We start from the raw sequence: 17388 nt of genomic DNA, 5'->3' as shown, positions 1-17388 counted from the left end.
TTTAATTTATTTCAAAATGAATTAAAACTGGATTTGCAATAGGGAGTCCCCGAAGCAATGCGGGAGTCCATCTTTCTCTTATTTTTGATACGGCACGCTCTACGTTTTTATTAAATGTTTTGTCTGTGCCTTGTGCTTTAATTTTTGATATTCTTCCAACATCATCAACGACGAAAGAAATTGTACAACTTTTCTTTTCTTGAGTGTCTTTTGCCTTTAAATTTTCTAGGATTCTTTTTTTGAAAGAATCTTCTCCAGCTGGAAATTTAGCTTTCTCTACTTCATCGAATTTTATATCTAAAGGAACTTTCATCATGTATTTTACAGGGGCTCCATTTAATGTAGCTGGTTCCCATTTTTCTTTTATTTGGGAAAGAGCATAAGTCGCTTGATTATTAAATTCATTATTTGTTCCGATTGCTTTTATTTCACTAATGTTTCCCTCTTTATCAATTATAAAGAACAAGTCGCAGTGAATATTTGATGAATCTGAGACTTTCTCCGGCTGAAAATTTTTAGACAACATTTCTCTAAACACTGTAGTGCCTCATGGAAATACTGGTGGTTTTTCATTTTCAGTACTGGCTTTACTTTTTGTTAAAACAATTTCTGGAAGGTTTTCAGAATAGATTAAGCTATCCTGACAAAAAACAGAATTGTAAGATATAAATAGGATAAAAAATAAAATTTTGTTCATCATTAAATTTCCTCAAAAATAAAAAATCGACGTCAGATTTCTGATATCGATTAAGGTTTTAAACAAATAAATTTATTTTCAGTTAAACTTTTTACTCATCAAAGGAAAAAAGAAGATGTAGCGTACAGCTTCACCGTTTAATTTTGCGGGTTTCCAGCGGATGAAAATCTTTCTTATCCCTTGTTCTGCTGCTTCTGCATGTTTTTTGTTTTTTGAAACGGCAGTAACGTTTCTTACGTATCCATTTTTTTCAACAATAAAATAAAGTCGGGTATCTAATTTTTTGTTTTTTTTGAGGTCTAAAGTCTCAATGTTTTCGAAGTATTTTCTTTTAAAAGCATCCATTCCACCCGGAAATTCAGGGATGGTATCTGCTTTTGTAACAACCTGTTTAAGGTCTAACTTATTTTTAATAACCTCATAATCTGGCAAACCAGAAACATCGGAAATAGTCGTCTGAACTGTTTTTTTTTCCTCTGTATTTTGTGCAAAAACAAGAGAAGAAAAACCGAGAACCATTAAAAAAAATGCTTTTTTCATTCAAATTTGATAATACTAATTCTGAGTATTATTCCCCAAAGATAAGTATATTAAGTGGGTATCAAAAGTATTTGAAACTTAGACTAAGAGGCACTTTAAAGTGAAAGTCTACTTTTTGCAGATTGCTTTCGACTTAAATCTGCTTGTCTTTTAATTAATTAACAAAGTTTAACAGCTCTATTTTATGGGCGTAAAAATACATTCGCTAATTTTGAATATGAAGAAAATTTTCAGTTTAGCAACATTGGTATCCACGATGTCTTTATGTTTTTCACAGGAACAAACGATTGTAAATGATGTTCCGATGATTAAATATGAGATGCTTGAAAAGAAAATTAAGGAAGAAAAAGACGTCTTGTTGGTCTTGAATTTCTGGTCTACCACTTGTGCTCCTTGCGTAAAGGAACTTCCAGATTTTATGGAGGTTAATAATAAATACAAAGACAATCCTAATTTTAAAATGCTTTTAATCTCTTTAGACCGACCGAAAGATAAAGAGCGTGTCATTCAGTTTATTAATAATAAAAACCTTACGGCAGAAGTTATTCTCCTGGATGATATTAAAAGGATGAATACCTGGATTCCTCAATTTGAAAAAAAATGGGACGGAAATATTCCGGTAACTATTGTCTATAAAAATTCAGAAAAAGTACATTTCAATGACGGAGAAATGACAAAAACTGAGCTTGAAAATATCATTACAAAAAATCTATAAATCATGAAAAATATTAAAACATTAGTTGCTGCCACAATGATAGGCTTGAGTTTATTAAGCTTTACGGTGAAAAATGATAAACATGAAGAACCAAAATCGAAAACAGCTTCTTCAAAAGGGTATGAAGTGGGTGATGTGGCCTCAGATTTTAAGCTTAAAAATATTGACGGAAAAATGGTTTCGTTGAGCAATTTTAAAACAGCAAAAGGCTTTATCGTAGTTTTTACGTGTAATCATTGTCCGTATGCAAAAAAGTATGAAGAGAGAATTATTGCGCTTGATAAAAAATACAAAGACAGCGGTTATCCTGTGATTGCGATTAACCCAAATGACCCCAATGTACAACCTGAAGACGGCTTTCAGCAAATGATTACAAGAGCAAAGGATAAAGGTTTTACGTTCCCGTATTTGGTGGATGAAGGCCAGAAAGTTTATCCTCAATATGGCGCTACAAAAACGCCGCATGTATTTATTCTTCAGAAAGACGGCAAAAAAAATATCGTAAAATATATTGGAGCTATCGACAATAATTATGATGACCCGAACGATGTTTCAGAGCGTTATGTAGAAGATGCAATGGAGGCTTTATTAAATGGAAAACCAGTGGCAAATCCTAAAACTGTTGCTATTGGCTGTACTATAAAAGTGAAAAAATAATTTTATTTTTAAAATTAAATCAAGATATTGGGCAGGCTTTTAGTCTGCTCTTTTTTTAACACAAAATCATGACTTTACGCTAAAAATCAAATATGATGAAATTTAAATTCAACCTCAAATATTCACTTTTAACAATTGTTATTTTCCTTGTTGAGGTTTTAATTGCAACGGTACTAAAAGACAACTTCTTTATCAGAGCCTATCTGGGAGATGTAATTGTCGTGATGTTGCTTTACACTTTTGTGAAAAGCTTTGTTATTATCAATGAGACCAAACTTATTCTAGGCATTTTGGCGTTCTCATGCTTCGTAGAATTTGCGCAATATTTCAAAATTGCAGACAGGTTAGGCTTCCAACCGGGAAGCCTAATGTATATTGTTATCGGAAATTCTTTTTCGTGGATTGATATTTTGTGTTACGCAATAGGATGTTTTATTTTATATTTAATAGTAAAACTAAAATAGAATTTATAAAATTTTGTGAAATTAATGTGTTTTTAGTCTATCAACCACCACCTAGAAACCATCAACCCAATAATTATCTTCCAAAAGAATCATATTTATCTTCCGCATATTTGATGAAACGGTTTAGCAAGGCTACATTGTCTTTTTCCATAGGTGAAAGCTCGCTGTCAACGTTATTTGAAACAGGAATGTACCAATCGGTTTGCTCAAAAAAGTTTCTGTAGGTTTGTTTTTTAAAGGAATAACCATGTCTTGCGAAAACAGAATTTTTAATGATTTCCATATCGAGTTTTCTCAGGTTTTTAAGGTCTTTTTCACTGAGTTTCTGTTTAGAAGCATTGATTTTAAAAACCGCATCAGAAGCAATTCTGTTTTTAGATTGAGTGTAAGTTTCCGTTTTTCCGGTTTCTTCGTCGGTGTATTTTTCTTTAAAATCTCTCGGGTTTTCCCAATCAATTAAATCTGAATTTTCATCCAGCATAAAATTCGGATTGTAAACGAACTCTTTTTTGATGAGTTTTAGATTTTTTAAAGGCGCTTTTACCGCAGACTTATTAAAGGCAGTCCATTTTCCGGTGATACTGTCGTTTTTAAGCTTTACTTCAAATCTTCCGTCGGTTTTATCATTTCCTGGTTCATCTAAAATAAAAGATTGAGAACCTTCATTGAAAACTCCTCTGAAAGGTCTTTGAGTTCCACTCACAATACTTTGCCCGTAAACAGAATCCTGAGTAATTCGGTTGATTTTTAAAGAAATTCTTTTGATATTTATTCCTTCATAGTCTTCGTCAACTTCATTATCATGCATCATCTCTTTTCCGGCAAATTCTCCCGTGTAAATGCCGTAATATTCTTTATGAACTTCCGGAATTACGGCAGAATCTTTTTTTGCAGTTAAACTATCTTTAGGTTTTTCCTCGGCTGTTGTTTCTTTCTTACAACTTGTCAAACCAATTGTAAAAAGAGTGATTAAAGTAAATTTTAAAATTTTCATATCAATTAAATGTGCTTTTTTGTGATTAAATATTCAATGAATAAAATGTTTGGAATCCAGCCCAACCATGCGATTATTTGGTAAACATCCATCGGGTTTGGATGGAATAAATATACAATAATTACTTTCCACATTCTCAAAGTAATGGCAGAAATTGTTAATGCAAAGCTTCGCCACATCCATTGTTTGTGTTCTTTAAATTTTTTTTGTAGTGCTAGCTGATAGGCCTTAAATGTCGAAAACCACCACAAACAACCCAGAATCACAAACGAAATTTTAGAAAGAAAACCTCCATTCGCAAAAATACCCATGTATATTCCGGAGGGTGCGGCAAAAACTAAAATCAAGAAAATGTAAATTTTTCCGGCATTTCTGTGAAAATTTTTTAACCCAAAATTTTTCCTTAAAATTGCTAAAAACCCCGTCAATAAAACAAAAATGCTTGTGTAAACATGAGTGTAGAAAAACCACAAATATTCTGGTCTTTCGGTAACCTCCGTCTGTTTAATCATCAGGAAACTTACATTGGGGTCTAAAGGAAAATATTCTAAAGTGATTTTCAACATCAGCCAAAAGAAATACCCAAATCCTATGATGAGAAGGATTTTTAAAATATTCGGAATATTTCTTTTAACTGAAATCACATTTTTTAATTAAAACTTTAAAGATTAGTTGCGATAGGAAGCCTGAATCGATATTTTACAGCTATTCCGCCCAGTTTTGCTGGTTTCCATTTAGTTTTAGACATTGCTTTTATTGCACGAGTCATTTCCTTGTTCATTGATTTATTTTCTCCGTTAACTTTAATTTCTGTAATGTATCCGTTTTGATCAATTACAAATAAAGCTTCGGCATTTATTTTACCTTTGCCATTAATGTTTCCACTATCAAAAGTCTGATAAAAGTTTTTTCTGAAAGCATCTATTCCTCCAGGATATACAGGATTAGTATCTGCTTTATCATAAATAATTTTGTCAACACTTACATTTTCTTGACTTGGAGAAGGAGAAACTTCCTGAGAAAAAGCTTTTATAGAAATAGTAAGTATGGCAAAAAAGAGTAGTTTTTTCATTATGTTTTTTTTGTTTTTATAAATTATTTAAATCCTGAGCAATCAGCCATGCTTCGCTCCAGCAAGCCTGAAAATTAAACCCACCAGTTACAGCGTCAATATTTAAGACTTCTCCGGCAACGTAAAAGTTAGGCAAAATTTTCGAAGACATATTTTTAAAATTAATTTCTTTCAAATCTACACCTCCTGCCGTTACAAACTCATCTTTATAAGTCGATTTTCCGGTTACCTGAAATTTCTTTTTGCATAAATTCTCCAAAATTGTCTGCATTTCTTTTCCTGAAATTTGCGCAACTTGCTTATTTAAATTGATATTTGAAACCTCCAATATTCTCTGCCAAAAACGATTGGTCACCTCAAAAATTTTAGACTGACCGATTGTCTTTTTAGGATTTGAGATTTTAAAATTTTGAAATAATTCTTCCGCATCATCGATATCTTTAGAAATAAAATTGACTTCAATTTCAAAGTTGTATTTCACTTTTGCCAAATTAATCGCTTCCCAAGCAGAAATCTTTAAAATCGCAGGTCCCGAAAGTCCCCAATGCGTAATCATCATCGGTCCGCTTTCTTCTCTTTTTAATTTTGGAATTGATGTTTCCGCCATTTCGAAGCTTGTTCCCAACAAATCTTTGAGCAAAGGGTCTTTAATATTAAATGTAAATAGGGAAGGAACCAAATCGATGATTTTGTGTCCTAAATTTTCAATCATTTTCAAAGATTTTGGTGAACTTCCGGTTGTATAAATGACAAAATCGGCTTCAAAATCTCCTAGGCTTGTTTTAACCAAATACTTTTCATCCAGTTTCTCAATTTCTTTTACCGAACATTTAGTTTTGACATCAACGTTTTTCTTTTGAGCTTCATTCAAAAAAGTATTGATAATGGTCTGTGAAGAATTGCTTTCCGGGAAGATTCTGTTGTCATTTTCTATTTTCAACGAAATATTTCGGTTTTCAAACCATTCCATGGTGTCTCCTGGTTGAAATTTTGTGAAAACACTCAGTAATTCTTTATTACCACGAGGGTAATACTGCACCAGTTCTTTAGGGTCAAAACAGGCATGGCTTACATTACAACGTCCGCCACCGGAAATTTTTACTTTTTGTAAAACATCTGAATTCTGCTCAAGAATAGTGACTTTATATTTTTTTTCGTCAAGATTGGCCGCACAGAAAAATCCTGCGGCACCACCTCCGATAATGATAATTTGCTTCATAATTATTGATTAACCACAAAAGGCACAAAAGTTTTTTAGGTTTTAAGCTTTTCAAAAGAACAAAAAAGCATTGTTGAAATGTCTTAATTCTTTTTGAAAATTTTAAAGCTTTTATGCAACGGATTATTTTTACAAAACTACAATTTTTATAAACCATCTTATTTGAGTAATTTTGAGGATTATAATTTTTGAATTTTTTCTAACCACAAAAGTCGCAAAAGCTTTTTAACACATTAGTTATTTTAAGTTTAATTGATTTTAGAAAAAAGAACACATTAGTTTTTTGAAAATCTTAGATTTTCTGTTATGTGAACTTTATGTAATCATATTTTAAGCTTTAAAATTACAATTTATCTTTTGTGACTTTTGTGGTAAAATAAAGTTCAAATTAAACTTTTAATAAATGACTTTTTACCATACATTCGAAGTTCGCTGGAGCGACTTAGACGCCAATAAACATCTTGCCAACTCATCTTACGTACAATATTGTGCACAAACGAGAATGGCTTTTATGAAAAAAGAAAAAATGGGGGTTACCCAAATGAGCCGATGGGGAATTGGCCCGGTAATTATGCATGAAAGATTTTCTTTTTTCAAGGAAATTTTTGCTGACCAGAAAGTGATTGTGAGCTTGGAAATTGATGGTTGTACTGAAGATGCGGCAATCTATCGTTTTGTTCACAAGTTTTATCTTCCAGATGGTTCGCATTGTGCCACTTCAGAAGCAACCGGAGTTTGGATTGACACGATGTTGAGAAAAATGACTTCGCCGCCGGATGATGTCGTTGAAGCGATGAATAAATACAAAACTGCAGAGACCATCTTGATGACAAGAGAAGATTTTAAAAAACTTCCTTTCCGTCCTGAAAATATTGACCCGTCGGTATTTGCTTAAAAAGGTTTTGAGTTTAAAAATTACTCATTACCAATTACTCATTACTTATAATTAAAAAATATGTTTGAAGATAAAGATCCAGAATTAACGCCCATCTCAAAATTAGGAGAATTTGGCTTAATTAAACATTTAACACAATTTTTTCCTCTATCGAACGAGTCTTCGGAACTTGGAGTAGGAGATGATGCAGCGGTTATCAATCCGGGAAATAAAAAAGTGGTGTTGACGACTGATGTTTTGGCAGAGGGCGTACATTTCAATTTAGGTTATGTTCCGTTGAAACATTTGGGATATAAAGCGGTTGTTGTAAACCTTAGTGATATTGCTGCGATGAATGCAACGCCTACACAAATTTTGGTTTCTTTGGCTGTTTCTAATCGTTTTCCGGTGGAAGCTTTAGAAGAATTATACTCTGGGATTCAAGCGGCTTGTGGAAGATATAAAGTAGACTTAATCGGCGGAGATACAACAAGTTCTAACGCTGGTTTAGTAATGAGCATTACAGCGGTAGGAATTGAAAATGAAGAAAACATCGTTAAAAGAAGTACTGCAAAACCAAACGATTTGTTGGTGGTAACCGGAGATTTGGGTGGAGCGTATATGGGACTTCAGATTTTGGAAAGAGAGCACGCTGTTTTCTTGGCAGACCCCAATATGCAGCCCGAAATGGAAGGTTTCGATTATATTCTTGAAAGACAGTTGAAACCTGAAGCTAGAACTGATGTAAAGGGAATTTTGGAGCAGTTGGAAATTAGGCCGACCTCAATGATTGATATTTCTGATGGTTTGGCTTCAGAAATCCTGCATCTTTCTGACCAATCTAATGTAGGTTTTAGATTGTATGAAGAGAAAGTTCCAATGGATAATCTGACGATTACAACAGCGGATGATTTAAACTTAAATCCTGTAATGACGGCATTAAGCGGAGGTGAAGATTATGAATTGTTATTCACGATTTCTCCAAATGATTTTGATAAAATAAAAAACCATCCAGATTTTACGATTATCGGTCATGCTGTCGAAAAAGAAGAAGGTAACTTTATGATTGCAAGAGGTTCTAATCAATTAGTCGCTCTAACAGCACAAGGTTGGGATGCTTTTTTAGGAAGCCAGCAAAACGGTTAAAATTTAATTTTAAATATTGTGAAGCCACTGCATTTTTTTGTAGTGGTTTTTTGATTAATATGATGAAGGATAAATGATTTAAATATTCAACAACTTTTTTTCTTGGAAAAAAAGTTGTTGGGATTTAAGAATAAATTTAGATATAACTAAACGGAGATTTCATAAAAAATCTCTACAGTTTTGCGGAGATTTTATAGTTTTAAAAAGGTTGTTCGGTACAGCGGTCATCACCTGGAGGACAATAAGGTATTCCACCACCGCCTCCGCCACCTCCAACAGCGACGCATTGTCCAGGATTTCCATCATCATTCATTTCGCATGCTTTTCCAAAAGTACATTCGCAATCGGTCCAGCAATAAGCAGAATCTCCATTTGTATGGCAGCCAGAGCCGGCTCCGCCAAGAATTGTCGATAAATCTTTTCTCAGAAGTTTTTTAATGTTTTTCATAATTAAAAGTTTTATATTTGGTTAAGATGTAATATGTTTTACATTTTTAAAGATAGAAAATTAAAATGAATCTCTTTGATTTTAAATGATTTGGAAATAAAAAACCATTGCAAAAGCAATGGTTTTTAGGTGGTATGTAAATTGTTTTTAAGCTTTCACAATATTCACAATCACTTCAGTTGCTTTCATCATACTTTCCAAAGCAACATATTCGTAAGGTCCATGGAAGTTGATTCCACCTGCAAAAATATTCGGACAAGGTAATCCCATGTAAGATAATTGTGCACCGTCTGTTCCGCCTCTGATAGCTTTTATTTTAGGCTCAATTCCTGACTCTTTCATTGCTTTTGCGGCAAGGTCTACAATGTGCATTTTACCTTCAAACTGCTGCTTCATGTTGCGATATTGCTCTTTAATCTCAACTTCAGCGGTTTTTTCGCCATGTTTCTCATTAAACTCAGCAACTTTCTGCTCCATGAATTTTTTTCTAACTTCAAACTTTTCATCGTCATGATCACGAATAATGTATTGAAGCTTACATTCTGAAACATCAGAAGTAACATCCATCAAATGATAGAATCCGTCAAAACCTTTTGTTGTAGAAGGTGTTTCATTCGCAGGAAGAGATTGGATAAATTCTGCTGCCAAAAGACTTGCATTCACCATTTTTCCGAAAGCATAACCAGGGTGTACGCTCAATCCGTGAATTTTCACCACCGCTCCGGCTGCATTAAAGTTTTCATATTCCAGTTCGCCAACTTCTCCACCGTCCATGGTGTAAGCGAACTCAGCTCCGAATTTTGCCACATCAAATTTATGTGCTCCTCTTCCGATTTCTTCATCTGGAGTAAATCCTACTGCAATTCTTCCATGCTTAATTTCAGGATTGGCAATCAGATATTCTGCTGCCGTTACAATTTCAGCACAACCTGCTTTATCGTCGGCTCCAAGAAGGGTATTTCCGTCAGTTGTAATCAAAGTCTGACCGATATATCTCTTTAAACTTTCAAATTTTGATGGCGATAAAGTGAAGTGCGTTTCTTTATTTAAAATCAAATCTTCGCCTTGATAGTTTTCCCAAACCTGAGGTTTTACATTTTCACCATTAAAATCCGGTGAAGTATCATAATGAGAAATAAATCCTATTGTTGGCTGGCTGTCATTTTCCAGATTTGAAGGCACGTAACCCATAATGTAACCGTGACTGTCAATAGAAACATCTTCAAGACCAATTGTTTTCAGTTCTTCAACGATGTAATTAGCAATGTTCCATTGTCTTTCTGTTGAAGGGGTAGTTTCGCTTTCGGCGTCACTTGTTGAATATATTTTTACATAACTGAGAAAACGATTCAGCAGTTTTTCTCTCCACATCGAGTTGAATTCTATTGTACTCATTTTGATATCATAAATTTTAACAAAGTTAGCAAATTTGAGGCTCAGAATAGGTTATTTGTTGGTGAATGTATTGTATTGAAATTTTAAATCGGAAATAAATTATTGATAATCAATTTAATATTAGCTTTGTTGGAAGCCAGAACTAAATAGTTTAGTTTTATTATATTTGAGAAAATCAAAAGTACAATGTTTCTTACCGAATGCCCTAGAGATGCGATGCAGGGTTGGGATGAGTTTATCCCGACTGATAAAAAAATAGATTACATCAATTCATTGATGGAAGTTGGTTTTGATGTGCTTGACTGTCTGAGTTTTGTCTCTCCGAAAGCAATTCCTCAAATGGCAGATTCTGCTGAGGTTGCCGAAAATATCGACAAATCTTTATCGAACACCAAGGTTTCTGCCATCATCGCCAATTACAGAGGTGCCGAGAAAGCGTTGAAGCATGAGTCTGTGGATATTTTAGGATTCCCGTTTTCTATTTCTGAAACTTTTCAGCACAGAAATACCAATAAAAATCAGGAGGAAGCTTTTGATGATATTGTAAAGATTCTTGAGCTAATGAAAAGTGAAAACAGAGATTTTAATCTTTATTTTTCAATGGCATTTGGAAACCCATACGGAGAAATGTGGAAGTGGGAAGATGTTGATTTTTGGGCCAATAGATTTTCGGAAATAGGAGTGAAAAATATTCTTCTTTCTGACACTACCGGAGTCGCAACATCTGAGAAAATCACATTATTATTCGATAAAATACCTTCAAAATATCCTGAGATAGATTTTGGAGCTCATTTTCATAACCGTTATGAAGAGTCTTATTCTAAATTGAAAGCAGCTTATGACCAGGGTTGCAGAAGATTTGATTCTGCGATAAAAGGAATTGGCGGTTGCCCAATGGCAAAAGATGATTTGGTAGGAAATATGCCTACAGAACAGGTTATCAACTTTATGAGCGTAGAAAAAGCACCACACAACTTGAATTTATTAAATTTCGAAAGTTCTTATAACAGAGCGAAAGATATTTTTCATTTCTAAAATATGAAAAAGTTTTACCTTATTTTATTGTTCTTTTCATGCTCATCCATTTTTGGGCAAAAAGTTTTAAAGCTATTTAATGAGCAAAATTTTGATGAAATCATAAAATTAGAAAAAGAAAGTGAAACTTTAAGCGCAGAAGAACTTTACTATGTCGGTTATGCATTTTTTAGAAAGGAAAATGATGTAAAAGCGATTGAATATTATGATAAAGCATTGTCAAAAAAATTTGATGATGCAATGTTGTATTTTCAGAAAGGTTACTCGCTAATGTTTTTAAAACAATATGATCAAGCTTTAGAAAATATAAATATTGCTATTTCAAAATCTCCTCTTGCTGAATTTTATATTGAAAAAGCGAGAATTTACAAAATAAAACAAGATATTATCAATGAAGAGAAAACATATATCGAAGGTCTTCAAAACTCAGAACTGAAAGATGATAAATGGTATCTTGAATTAATAAAGAATGCAGGTAATTTTTATTACGCTCAAATTAAAGATTTTCAGAAATCTGAGAAGGTTTATGAGGATGGAATATCCGCATATCCCAATGAGTATATCTTATATGAAAAGTTAATTAAAGCTTTAAATGCTCAAAATAAATTTGCTGAAGCGAATGAAATTTTTGATCAAACGAAGGTTTTTTATTTTGAGAAAAAGCTGCCGGAAGATAATATGAAATTTAAAAATCTTGCGGTTGACGAGTTTCAATGGAATAATCAACGGGTTAATGTTTATAAATATTTTGAAAAGCCTAAAGAAACGCTTGAATCAATTTATACGGTTTACTTGATTAATAAAACAGGAAAAAAAATAGAGCGCAAATTTAATATCGAAAAAACTCTTCAAATTGAGAAAACAGATGTTGAATTTGTAATATGCGAGGAATCTAACGAAGGTCACACAACTTTTCCAATCGGATTTAAAGATGATAGTTTTACCTTGAAAGATTTGCGAACCCTAATAAAAAAGGTTCTAGATAAAAGTAAAGACGAAAAAAGTAAATAATATGACATCAAAAATAACATACATAGGTGGACTAAGATGTTCAGCAGAACATTTACAATCTGGAACCATCATAGAAAGTGATGCGCCAACCGACAACCACGGGAAAGGTGAAAAATTTTCTCCCACAGATTTATGTGCCACTTCTTTAGCTGAATGTGCTTTGACAACGATTGCTATTTTGGGAAAAGATAAAAACATAAATATTGACGGAGCTTACTGTACGCTTCAGAAAATTATGAAAACTGAGCCAAGAAGAATTGGTGAGATTGTTTGTAATTTTATTTTTTCAAATCAATTTTCAGACAAAGAGAAGGCTTTTATTGAAGAAACTGCTCACAATTGTCCGGTTGCAAAAAGCCTTCATCCAGATTTAGTACAAACGATGATTTTCATTTATCAATAAATAATTACCGCAGATTTTTGCGGTTTTTTTATTTCATTTAAGATTGTAAACATTTTTATTTCGCGCAAATTTTACAGATTGAAATATTAAAATAAATCAGCATCATCAATAAAATCAGCGAGAAAAATTTAAATTAAGATTTATGCTTCCCATCATTTCACCAAAACAATTAAAAGCTCTTTCTACTGAAAATCTAATTATTCTTGACGTAAGAACAGGAAAAGATGCTCATGAAAATTATTTAAATAGACATCTTAAAGAAGCAAGATTTGTTGATTTAGATAATGATTTGGCCGAGGTTGGTGTAAATGCAGCTTTTGGAGGAAGACATCCTTTGCCAACCATTCAAAAATTTGCTGAAACAATTTCTCGTTTAGGAATTTCAGAAAACGCGCATGTAATTATTTACGATGATAAAAACGGAGCAAATGCAGCTGCCAGAGCTTGGTGGATGCTCAAATCATTTGGCTTAGAAAACGTACAGGTTTTAGATGGTGGAATTCAGGCAGCCGAAAAAGAAGACTTAGAGTTTTCATCAGGAGAAGAGATTTTTCAAAAATCTGAAATTATTATAAAAGAGCATTGGTGTCTTCCTGTTTCGAGCTTGGAAGGTGTTGAAAATGAATTAACAAACCAGTCTGCTGTTGTAATTGATGTGAGAGATTCTTATCGTTATAAAGGAGAGTCTGAACCTATCGATTTAATTGCGGGTCATATTCCAGGAGCAGTTAATATTCCTTTTTCTGAAAATTTAGATGAAAACGGAAATTTTTTTAGACCTGAAATTTTAAAAGAAAAATATTTAAAATTATTAGAAAACAAACCTGAGAAACTAATCATTCATTGCGGTTCGGGAGTTACGGCGTGTCATACGATTTTAGCTCTTGTTTATGCCGGATTTGAAATTCCCAATTTATACGTAGGTTCTTGGAGCGAATGGAGTAGAAGAGAAGGAAAAAAGGTTGCAACAGAAATTTGATTCTTAAGATGAAGTCAGCGTAATTCATCTTAATGATTTAAAACAAAAAAAAGCTGTCAAAAATTTTGACAGCCTCATTTATTTAAAAGAAAATTTTAAAGCATTCCCAGCTCAAACTTAGCTTCTTCGCTCATCATATCTTTGTTCCAGCTTGGTTCAAACGTAAGTTCAAGTTCTACTTCGTTTACATTTTCTACTGTTTTTACCTTGTCTTTTACTTCCTGTGGTAGCGTTTCTGCAACCGGACAGTTAGGAGTTGTAAGGGTCATAATGATTTTTACATCAGCTTCATCAGAAATCTGTACGTCGTAAATCAACCCCAACTCATAAATATCCACCGGAATTTCGGGATCATAAACCGTTTTTAATGTTCTAATAATTTCTTCTCCTATATCGGCAATCTGATCGTCTGTAAATTTCATCTTATCGTTTTAATGACCGTTTAAACGGTATTTTATTTAATCTAAATTGATATTTCTTTGTAATAAATCTTCCTGACGCATCCGTCTGAAAATATTCGCCAAAGTTAAGACATCTTTTTCACAATAGTCAACTATTCGTTGCAAGTCTTTTTCTATGTAGTAGATTGATGAAACCATTGATCCGTCAATGTCATCTTTTGGGGTAGGGATTCCGAAAACATGAGCCAAAAGCTCCAGAGAAATATAGCTTTTGTAGTCTCCGAATTTCCAAAGTTCCATGGTATCCAGATGTGGAATTTCCCAAGGTTTCTTTCCAAACATTTGAAATGGAGAGGGCGGTTGCATTCCGTTTATCAAATAGCGTCTTGCAATCCAGGGGAAATCAAATTCTTTTCCGTTGTGAGCACAGAGGATAACGTCACGGAGTCTCGGGCTGTTAAATAGTTCACCAAATTCCTGAAGTATTTTTGTTTCATCATCATGGGCAAAGCTTTTTATGCGTAAGGTTTCATTTTTTTCAAGCATTCCAATCGTGATGCAGATAATTTTCCCAAACTCTGCCATGATGCCTGCTCTATCATAAAATTCTGCTGCCGAAATCTCATCTTTCCTTTGAAATCTTGTTTTTTTATCCCAAAGATTTTGTTCGGTTTCAGAGAGCTCTTCCCAAGAACCAGCGTTTGGAACCGTTTCAATATCAAGAAACAAGACTTTTTCTAAGGGGATGTTTTGTATCATATAGGTGTTTGATTAATTATTTTCAAAATATATTCTTCTGTTTTAAAATCTATCCAACCTGCAATCCGTTTTTTACAGGCAAAGACGGGTTCAAAAGCGTTACATCTTTTGTATCGTCACCATAGACTCCTAAAACTAAACATTCGCTGAAAAAATTAGCAATCTGTTTTTTAGGAAAATTAACGACCGCTAAAATCTGTTTTCCTACCAAATCTTCTTTACGGTAAAGTGTTGTAATTTGGGCTGCAGATTTTCTGATTCCTAGGCTTCCGAAATCAATTTCAAGCTGATAAGAAGGGTTTCTTGCTTTTTCAAAATCATTCACGGAAACAATTGTACCACATCGAATATCTAATTTTTCAAAATCCTCCCAGGATATTTCGGGTTTTGTTGTCATCATAGAATTTTCTTTCTTGTCTTAAATCTTTTAAAGACGGTTATTCACAAATATAAATAATTTTGTTTTGAGACATAGGGTGATATTGGAGATTAAAAAATGTTAAAAATTTTATTTAAGGATAAAAAAAGTATTATCTTAGCGTGAAGATGTATCGTAGTGTTTACATATTGTTATTTGCTTGTCTGGGGTTTTTATTATTGCCCAGCCTTACGTATGCATGCAAGATGAAAGTTACTTCAACGCAACAAGGACATTCTAATACTTCTGCTTCAAAAGAAGATGCTTGTAAAGATATGTGTACGCATCAGCAATCGAAAAAAAATCATTGCGGAAATGATTGCAACAATGCTTTGTGCAAATGCCCTACAAACAGCAATACTTCTTTTTTTTATTCTAATAGTTTCTCTTTCGATAGAGTAAAGGTTGAGGTAATACAATCATTTTTACCTTTTGAAACAAATATTTCCAAAGGTTTTTATTCCATTTGGTTGATTCCTAAAATAGGATAACCACTTTATTGTATAGCCACAACTATGCTTTTTTGAAAACATTCTGGTTTTCAAACTTATCATTTATTTAAAATTTAATTCTTTCTACCTAACAAGATAAGTGCGCATTATTTTATGCAGGCTGCTTATGATTGTTGTTAAAAAAAATAGTATGAAATCAATATCAAAAATAATGGGAGTGATGATGCTTTTAGTATCATTGGTATATACTGCCCAAATAAAAAATGCTAAAACTGAAATGGTAAAAATCTACGTAAACAATAGTCAGTGTAAAGCAACCATCGAAAAAGTGGGGAATCTAAAGAACGTTGCGATGGTTAGCTGGAATGAGGAAACCAAAATGGCAACTCTGACGTATGATTCTTCGAAAACAAACCAGCAAGAGATTTTGAAAAGAATTGCAAATGCAGGATTTGATAGCGATTCGTTTTATGCACCTGATGATGTTTATGCGAAACTTCCTTCTAGCTGTCAGTATAAAAGAAACAAGAAAATGCCTGAAGCAATGGCTGGTCACGACCATTCTTCAATGCAAACCCCAATGCCAAAAGAACATGACCATTCTTCTATGAATAAAGAAAAGAAACAAGACGAATCGCCTTTAAAAACCATACAGGATAATTATTTTTCTGTAAAAGATGCACTTGTAAAATCTGATTCTAAAGCTGTTTCGTTTGCATCAAAAGAATTAATGAATTCAATAGCAGTATTAAAAATGGGTGATTTGTCGCAATCAGAACATGAGGTTTGGATGAAGGTTATGAACGTTTTAGGAGCTGATGCGAAAACAATCTCGCAAACTCAGGATATTAAAAAGCAAAGAGAAGCTTTCAAATCATTATCGAAAAACATGTATGAGTTATTGAAAACTTCAAAGCATTCAACTCCAATTTATTATCAATATTGTCCGATGCAGGATGCTAATTGGCTGAGTACAGAAAGCTCGATTAAAAATCCGTATTATGGAGCGCAAATGCTTACCTGCGGAAATACGGTTGAAACTTTAAAATAAAATGCAAACGAAAAAAATAATAAAGATGAAAAATATAATAACAATCATCATTGTAGGAATTGCTTTTGTTGCGTGTAGTAAACCTAAAACAGAGGCGATAACAGAAAATACAGATTATCAGTCTGAAATAATGAAAGACTCTGCAACAAATAATTCTAAATCTCAAATCTCCAGCTCAGAATCATCTGAAATGATAACAAAAACAGGAAGTGAAATAGCAACAAATACCTTTTCGACTAAAGCAATCATCACCGATTATCTGATGCTGAAAAATGCTTTGGCAAAAGATGATTCTGAAGCAACAGCTTCTGCAGGAAAAATATTGTTCGAAACTGTGAAAAAAGCAGAGAAGAATCAGTTAGATGCTAAAAAGAAATCTGTTTATAAAGATATTGCCGAAAGCATGGAAGAAAATGCAGAACATATTGCTGCGGGTAAAGGAAGTATTGAGCATCAGCGAGAGCATTTTGAGATGTTGAGCAAGGATATAAATGATTTGATTGATACTTTCGGAAGCGAGCAAAAATTGTATAAAGATTTCTGCCCAATGTACAATGATAATAAAGGAGCGTTTTGGATTAGTGAGAAAAAAGAAATTATAAATCCTTATCAGGGAAGCAAGATGCTTACTTGCGGTTCTGTGCAAAAAGAATGGTAA

The 17388-nt window shown here is 33.2% G+C and carries 23 protein-coding genes; 12 read left to right on the top strand and 11 right to left on the bottom strand.

The window, feature by feature from the left end; all coding sequences use genetic code 11:
* Position 1 precedes the first annotated feature (1 nt).
* Together LO744_RS00760 and LO744_RS00755 are read right to left on the bottom strand one after the other, a co-directional pair.
* On the bottom strand, positions 2-526 hold the full coding sequence (locus LO744_RS00760; protein ID WP_230666414.1) for an energy transducer TonB: 525 nt from the start codon (positions 524-526) through the stop codon (positions 2-4).
* A gap of 249 nt (positions 527-775) precedes the next feature.
* Positions 776-1237 (bottom strand): energy transducer TonB, encoded by a 462-nt coding sequence (locus LO744_RS00755; protein ID WP_230666412.1) that lies wholly within the window; start codon positions 1235-1237, stop codon positions 776-778.
* Between the two features lie 217 nt (positions 1238-1454).
* On the opposite strand from LO744_RS00755, the gene LO744_RS00750 reads away from it, so the two are divergent.
* The 3 genes from LO744_RS00750 to LO744_RS00740 all read left to right on the top strand — a co-directional run bounded on the left by LO744_RS00750 (position 1455) and on the right by LO744_RS00740 (position 3073).
* Positions 1455-1952, top strand: coding sequence for a TlpA family protein disulfide reductase (locus LO744_RS00750; RefSeq protein WP_230666410.1), 498 nt, complete (start codon positions 1455-1457; stop codon positions 1950-1952).
* Between the two features lie 3 nt (positions 1953-1955).
* Positions 1956-2609 (top strand): thioredoxin family protein, encoded by a 654-nt coding sequence (locus tag LO744_RS00745; RefSeq protein WP_230666408.1) that lies wholly within the window; start codon positions 1956-1958, stop codon positions 2607-2609.
* Positions 2610-2704: 95 nt separating this feature from the next.
* Positions 2705-3073: a ribosomal maturation YjgA family protein gene (locus LO744_RS00740; RefSeq protein WP_230670439.1), complete on the top strand. Its 369-nt coding sequence runs from the start codon at positions 2705-2707 to the stop codon at positions 3071-3073.
* Between the two features lie 73 nt (positions 3074-3146).
* Here LO744_RS00740 and LO744_RS00735 read toward each other — a convergent pair whose 3' ends face one another.
* From LO744_RS00735 to LO744_RS00720, 4 genes are read right to left on the bottom strand one after another with little or no spacing between them, the layout of a single operon-like run.
* Complete coding sequence (locus LO744_RS00735; RefSeq protein ID WP_230666406.1) at positions 3147-4067, bottom strand: YARHG domain-containing protein; 921 nt, start codon at positions 4065-4067, stop codon at positions 3147-3149.
* A gap of 5 nt (positions 4068-4072) precedes the next feature.
* Positions 4073-4711 carry a DUF2306 domain-containing protein gene (locus LO744_RS00730; RefSeq protein ID WP_230666404.1) on the bottom strand — a complete coding sequence of 213 codons (639 nt, stop codon included), beginning with the start codon at positions 4709-4711 and terminating at the stop codon, positions 4073-4075.
* Between the two features lie 17 nt (positions 4712-4728).
* A complete protein-coding gene (locus tag LO744_RS00725; protein WP_230666402.1) occupies positions 4729-5139 on the bottom strand; it encodes an energy transducer TonB in 411 nt (136 codons plus the stop codon).
* Positions 5140-5155: 16 nt separating this feature from the next.
* Positions 5156-6358, bottom strand: coding sequence for a BaiN/RdsA family NAD(P)/FAD-dependent oxidoreductase (locus LO744_RS00720; RefSeq protein WP_230666400.1), 1203 nt, complete (start codon positions 6356-6358; stop codon positions 5156-5158).
* Between the two features lie 403 nt (positions 6359-6761).
* On the opposite strand from LO744_RS00720, the gene LO744_RS00715 reads away from it, so the two are divergent.
* The gene (locus tag LO744_RS00715) at positions 6762-7253 is read left to right on the top strand and encodes an acyl-CoA thioesterase (RefSeq protein WP_230666398.1); all 492 of its coding nucleotides are present in this window, start codon (positions 6762-6764) and stop codon (positions 7251-7253) included.
* Positions 7254-7313: 60 nt separating this feature from the next.
* Positions 7314-8378 carry a thiamine-phosphate kinase gene (gene thiL / locus LO744_RS00710; protein ID WP_230666396.1) on the top strand — a complete coding sequence of 355 codons (1065 nt, stop codon included), beginning with the start codon at positions 7314-7316 and terminating at the stop codon, positions 8376-8378.
* Between the two features lie 199 nt (positions 8379-8577).
* On the opposite strand, the gene LO744_RS00705 is transcribed toward thiL, so the two are convergent.
* Both LO744_RS00705 and pepT read right to left on the bottom strand, forming a co-directional pair.
* Positions 8578-8826: a hypothetical protein gene (locus LO744_RS00705; protein WP_230666394.1), complete on the bottom strand. Its 249-nt coding sequence runs from the start codon at positions 8824-8826 to the stop codon at positions 8578-8580.
* Between the two features lie 147 nt (positions 8827-8973).
* A complete protein-coding gene (gene pepT / locus LO744_RS00700; RefSeq protein ID WP_230666392.1) occupies positions 8974-10221 on the bottom strand; it encodes a peptidase T in 1248 nt (415 codons plus the stop codon).
* Between the two features lie 186 nt (positions 10222-10407).
* On the opposite strand from pepT, the gene LO744_RS00695 reads away from it, so the two are divergent.
* The 4 genes from LO744_RS00695 (at position 10408) to LO744_RS00680 (ending at position 13649) form a co-directional block, all read left to right on the top strand.
* Positions 10408-11256, top strand: coding sequence for a hydroxymethylglutaryl-CoA lyase (locus tag LO744_RS00695; RefSeq protein WP_230666390.1), 849 nt, complete (start codon positions 10408-10410; stop codon positions 11254-11256).
* Between the two features lie 3 nt (positions 11257-11259).
* Positions 11260-12267: a tetratricopeptide repeat protein gene (locus LO744_RS00690; protein WP_230666388.1), complete on the top strand. Its 1008-nt coding sequence runs from the start codon at positions 11260-11262 to the stop codon at positions 12265-12267.
* 1 nt (position 12268) lies between these two features.
* Positions 12269-12670, top strand: coding sequence for an OsmC family protein (locus tag LO744_RS00685; RefSeq protein ID WP_230666386.1), 402 nt, complete (start codon positions 12269-12271; stop codon positions 12668-12670).
* 142 nt (positions 12671-12812) lie between these two features.
* Positions 12813-13649, top strand: coding sequence for a sulfurtransferase (locus LO744_RS00680; RefSeq protein WP_230666384.1), 837 nt, complete (start codon positions 12813-12815; stop codon positions 13647-13649).
* A 95-nt stretch (positions 13650-13744) separates the two neighbouring features.
* Here LO744_RS00680 and LO744_RS00675 read toward each other — a convergent pair whose 3' ends face one another.
* From LO744_RS00675 to LO744_RS00665, 3 genes are read right to left on the bottom strand one after another with little or no spacing between them, the layout of a single operon-like run.
* A complete protein-coding gene (locus LO744_RS00675) occupies positions 13745-14071 on the bottom strand; it encodes an SUF system Fe-S cluster assembly protein (RefSeq protein ID WP_230666382.1) in 327 nt (108 codons plus the stop codon).
* A gap of 36 nt (positions 14072-14107) precedes the next feature.
* Positions 14108-14809, bottom strand: coding sequence for a 3'-5' exonuclease (locus tag LO744_RS00670; RefSeq protein ID WP_230666380.1), 702 nt, complete (start codon positions 14807-14809; stop codon positions 14108-14110).
* 49 nt (positions 14810-14858) lie between these two features.
* On the bottom strand, positions 14859-15206 hold the full coding sequence (locus LO744_RS00665) for a tRNA-binding protein (protein ID WP_230670436.1): 348 nt from the start codon (positions 15204-15206) through the stop codon (positions 14859-14861).
* A 227-nt stretch (positions 15207-15433) separates the two neighbouring features.
* Here LO744_RS00665 and LO744_RS00660 point away from each other — a divergent pair, with 227 nt between their 5' ends.
* From LO744_RS00660 to LO744_RS00650, 3 genes are all read left to right on the top strand, one after another.
* On the top strand, positions 15434-15718 hold the full coding sequence (locus tag LO744_RS00660) for a hypothetical protein (protein ID WP_230666378.1): 285 nt from the start codon (positions 15434-15436) through the stop codon (positions 15716-15718).
* Between the two features lie 151 nt (positions 15719-15869).
* Positions 15870-16730, top strand: coding sequence for a DUF3347 domain-containing protein (locus tag LO744_RS00655; RefSeq protein ID WP_230666376.1), 861 nt, complete (start codon positions 15870-15872; stop codon positions 16728-16730).
* A 25-nt stretch (positions 16731-16755) separates the two neighbouring features.
* Positions 16756-17388, top strand: a complete 633-nt coding sequence (locus tag LO744_RS00650) for a DUF3347 domain-containing protein (protein ID WP_230666374.1) — start codon at positions 16756-16758, stop codon at positions 17386-17388.

The organism is Chryseobacterium turcicum (genome assembly GCF_021010565.1).
GTDB classification, from domain to species: domain Bacteria; phylum Bacteroidota; class Bacteroidia; order Flavobacteriales; family Weeksellaceae; genus Chryseobacterium; species Chryseobacterium turcicum.
The sequence above is the reverse complement of the archived record's forward strand: the minus strand, read 5'-3'. Positions and strand labels throughout refer to the sequence as shown.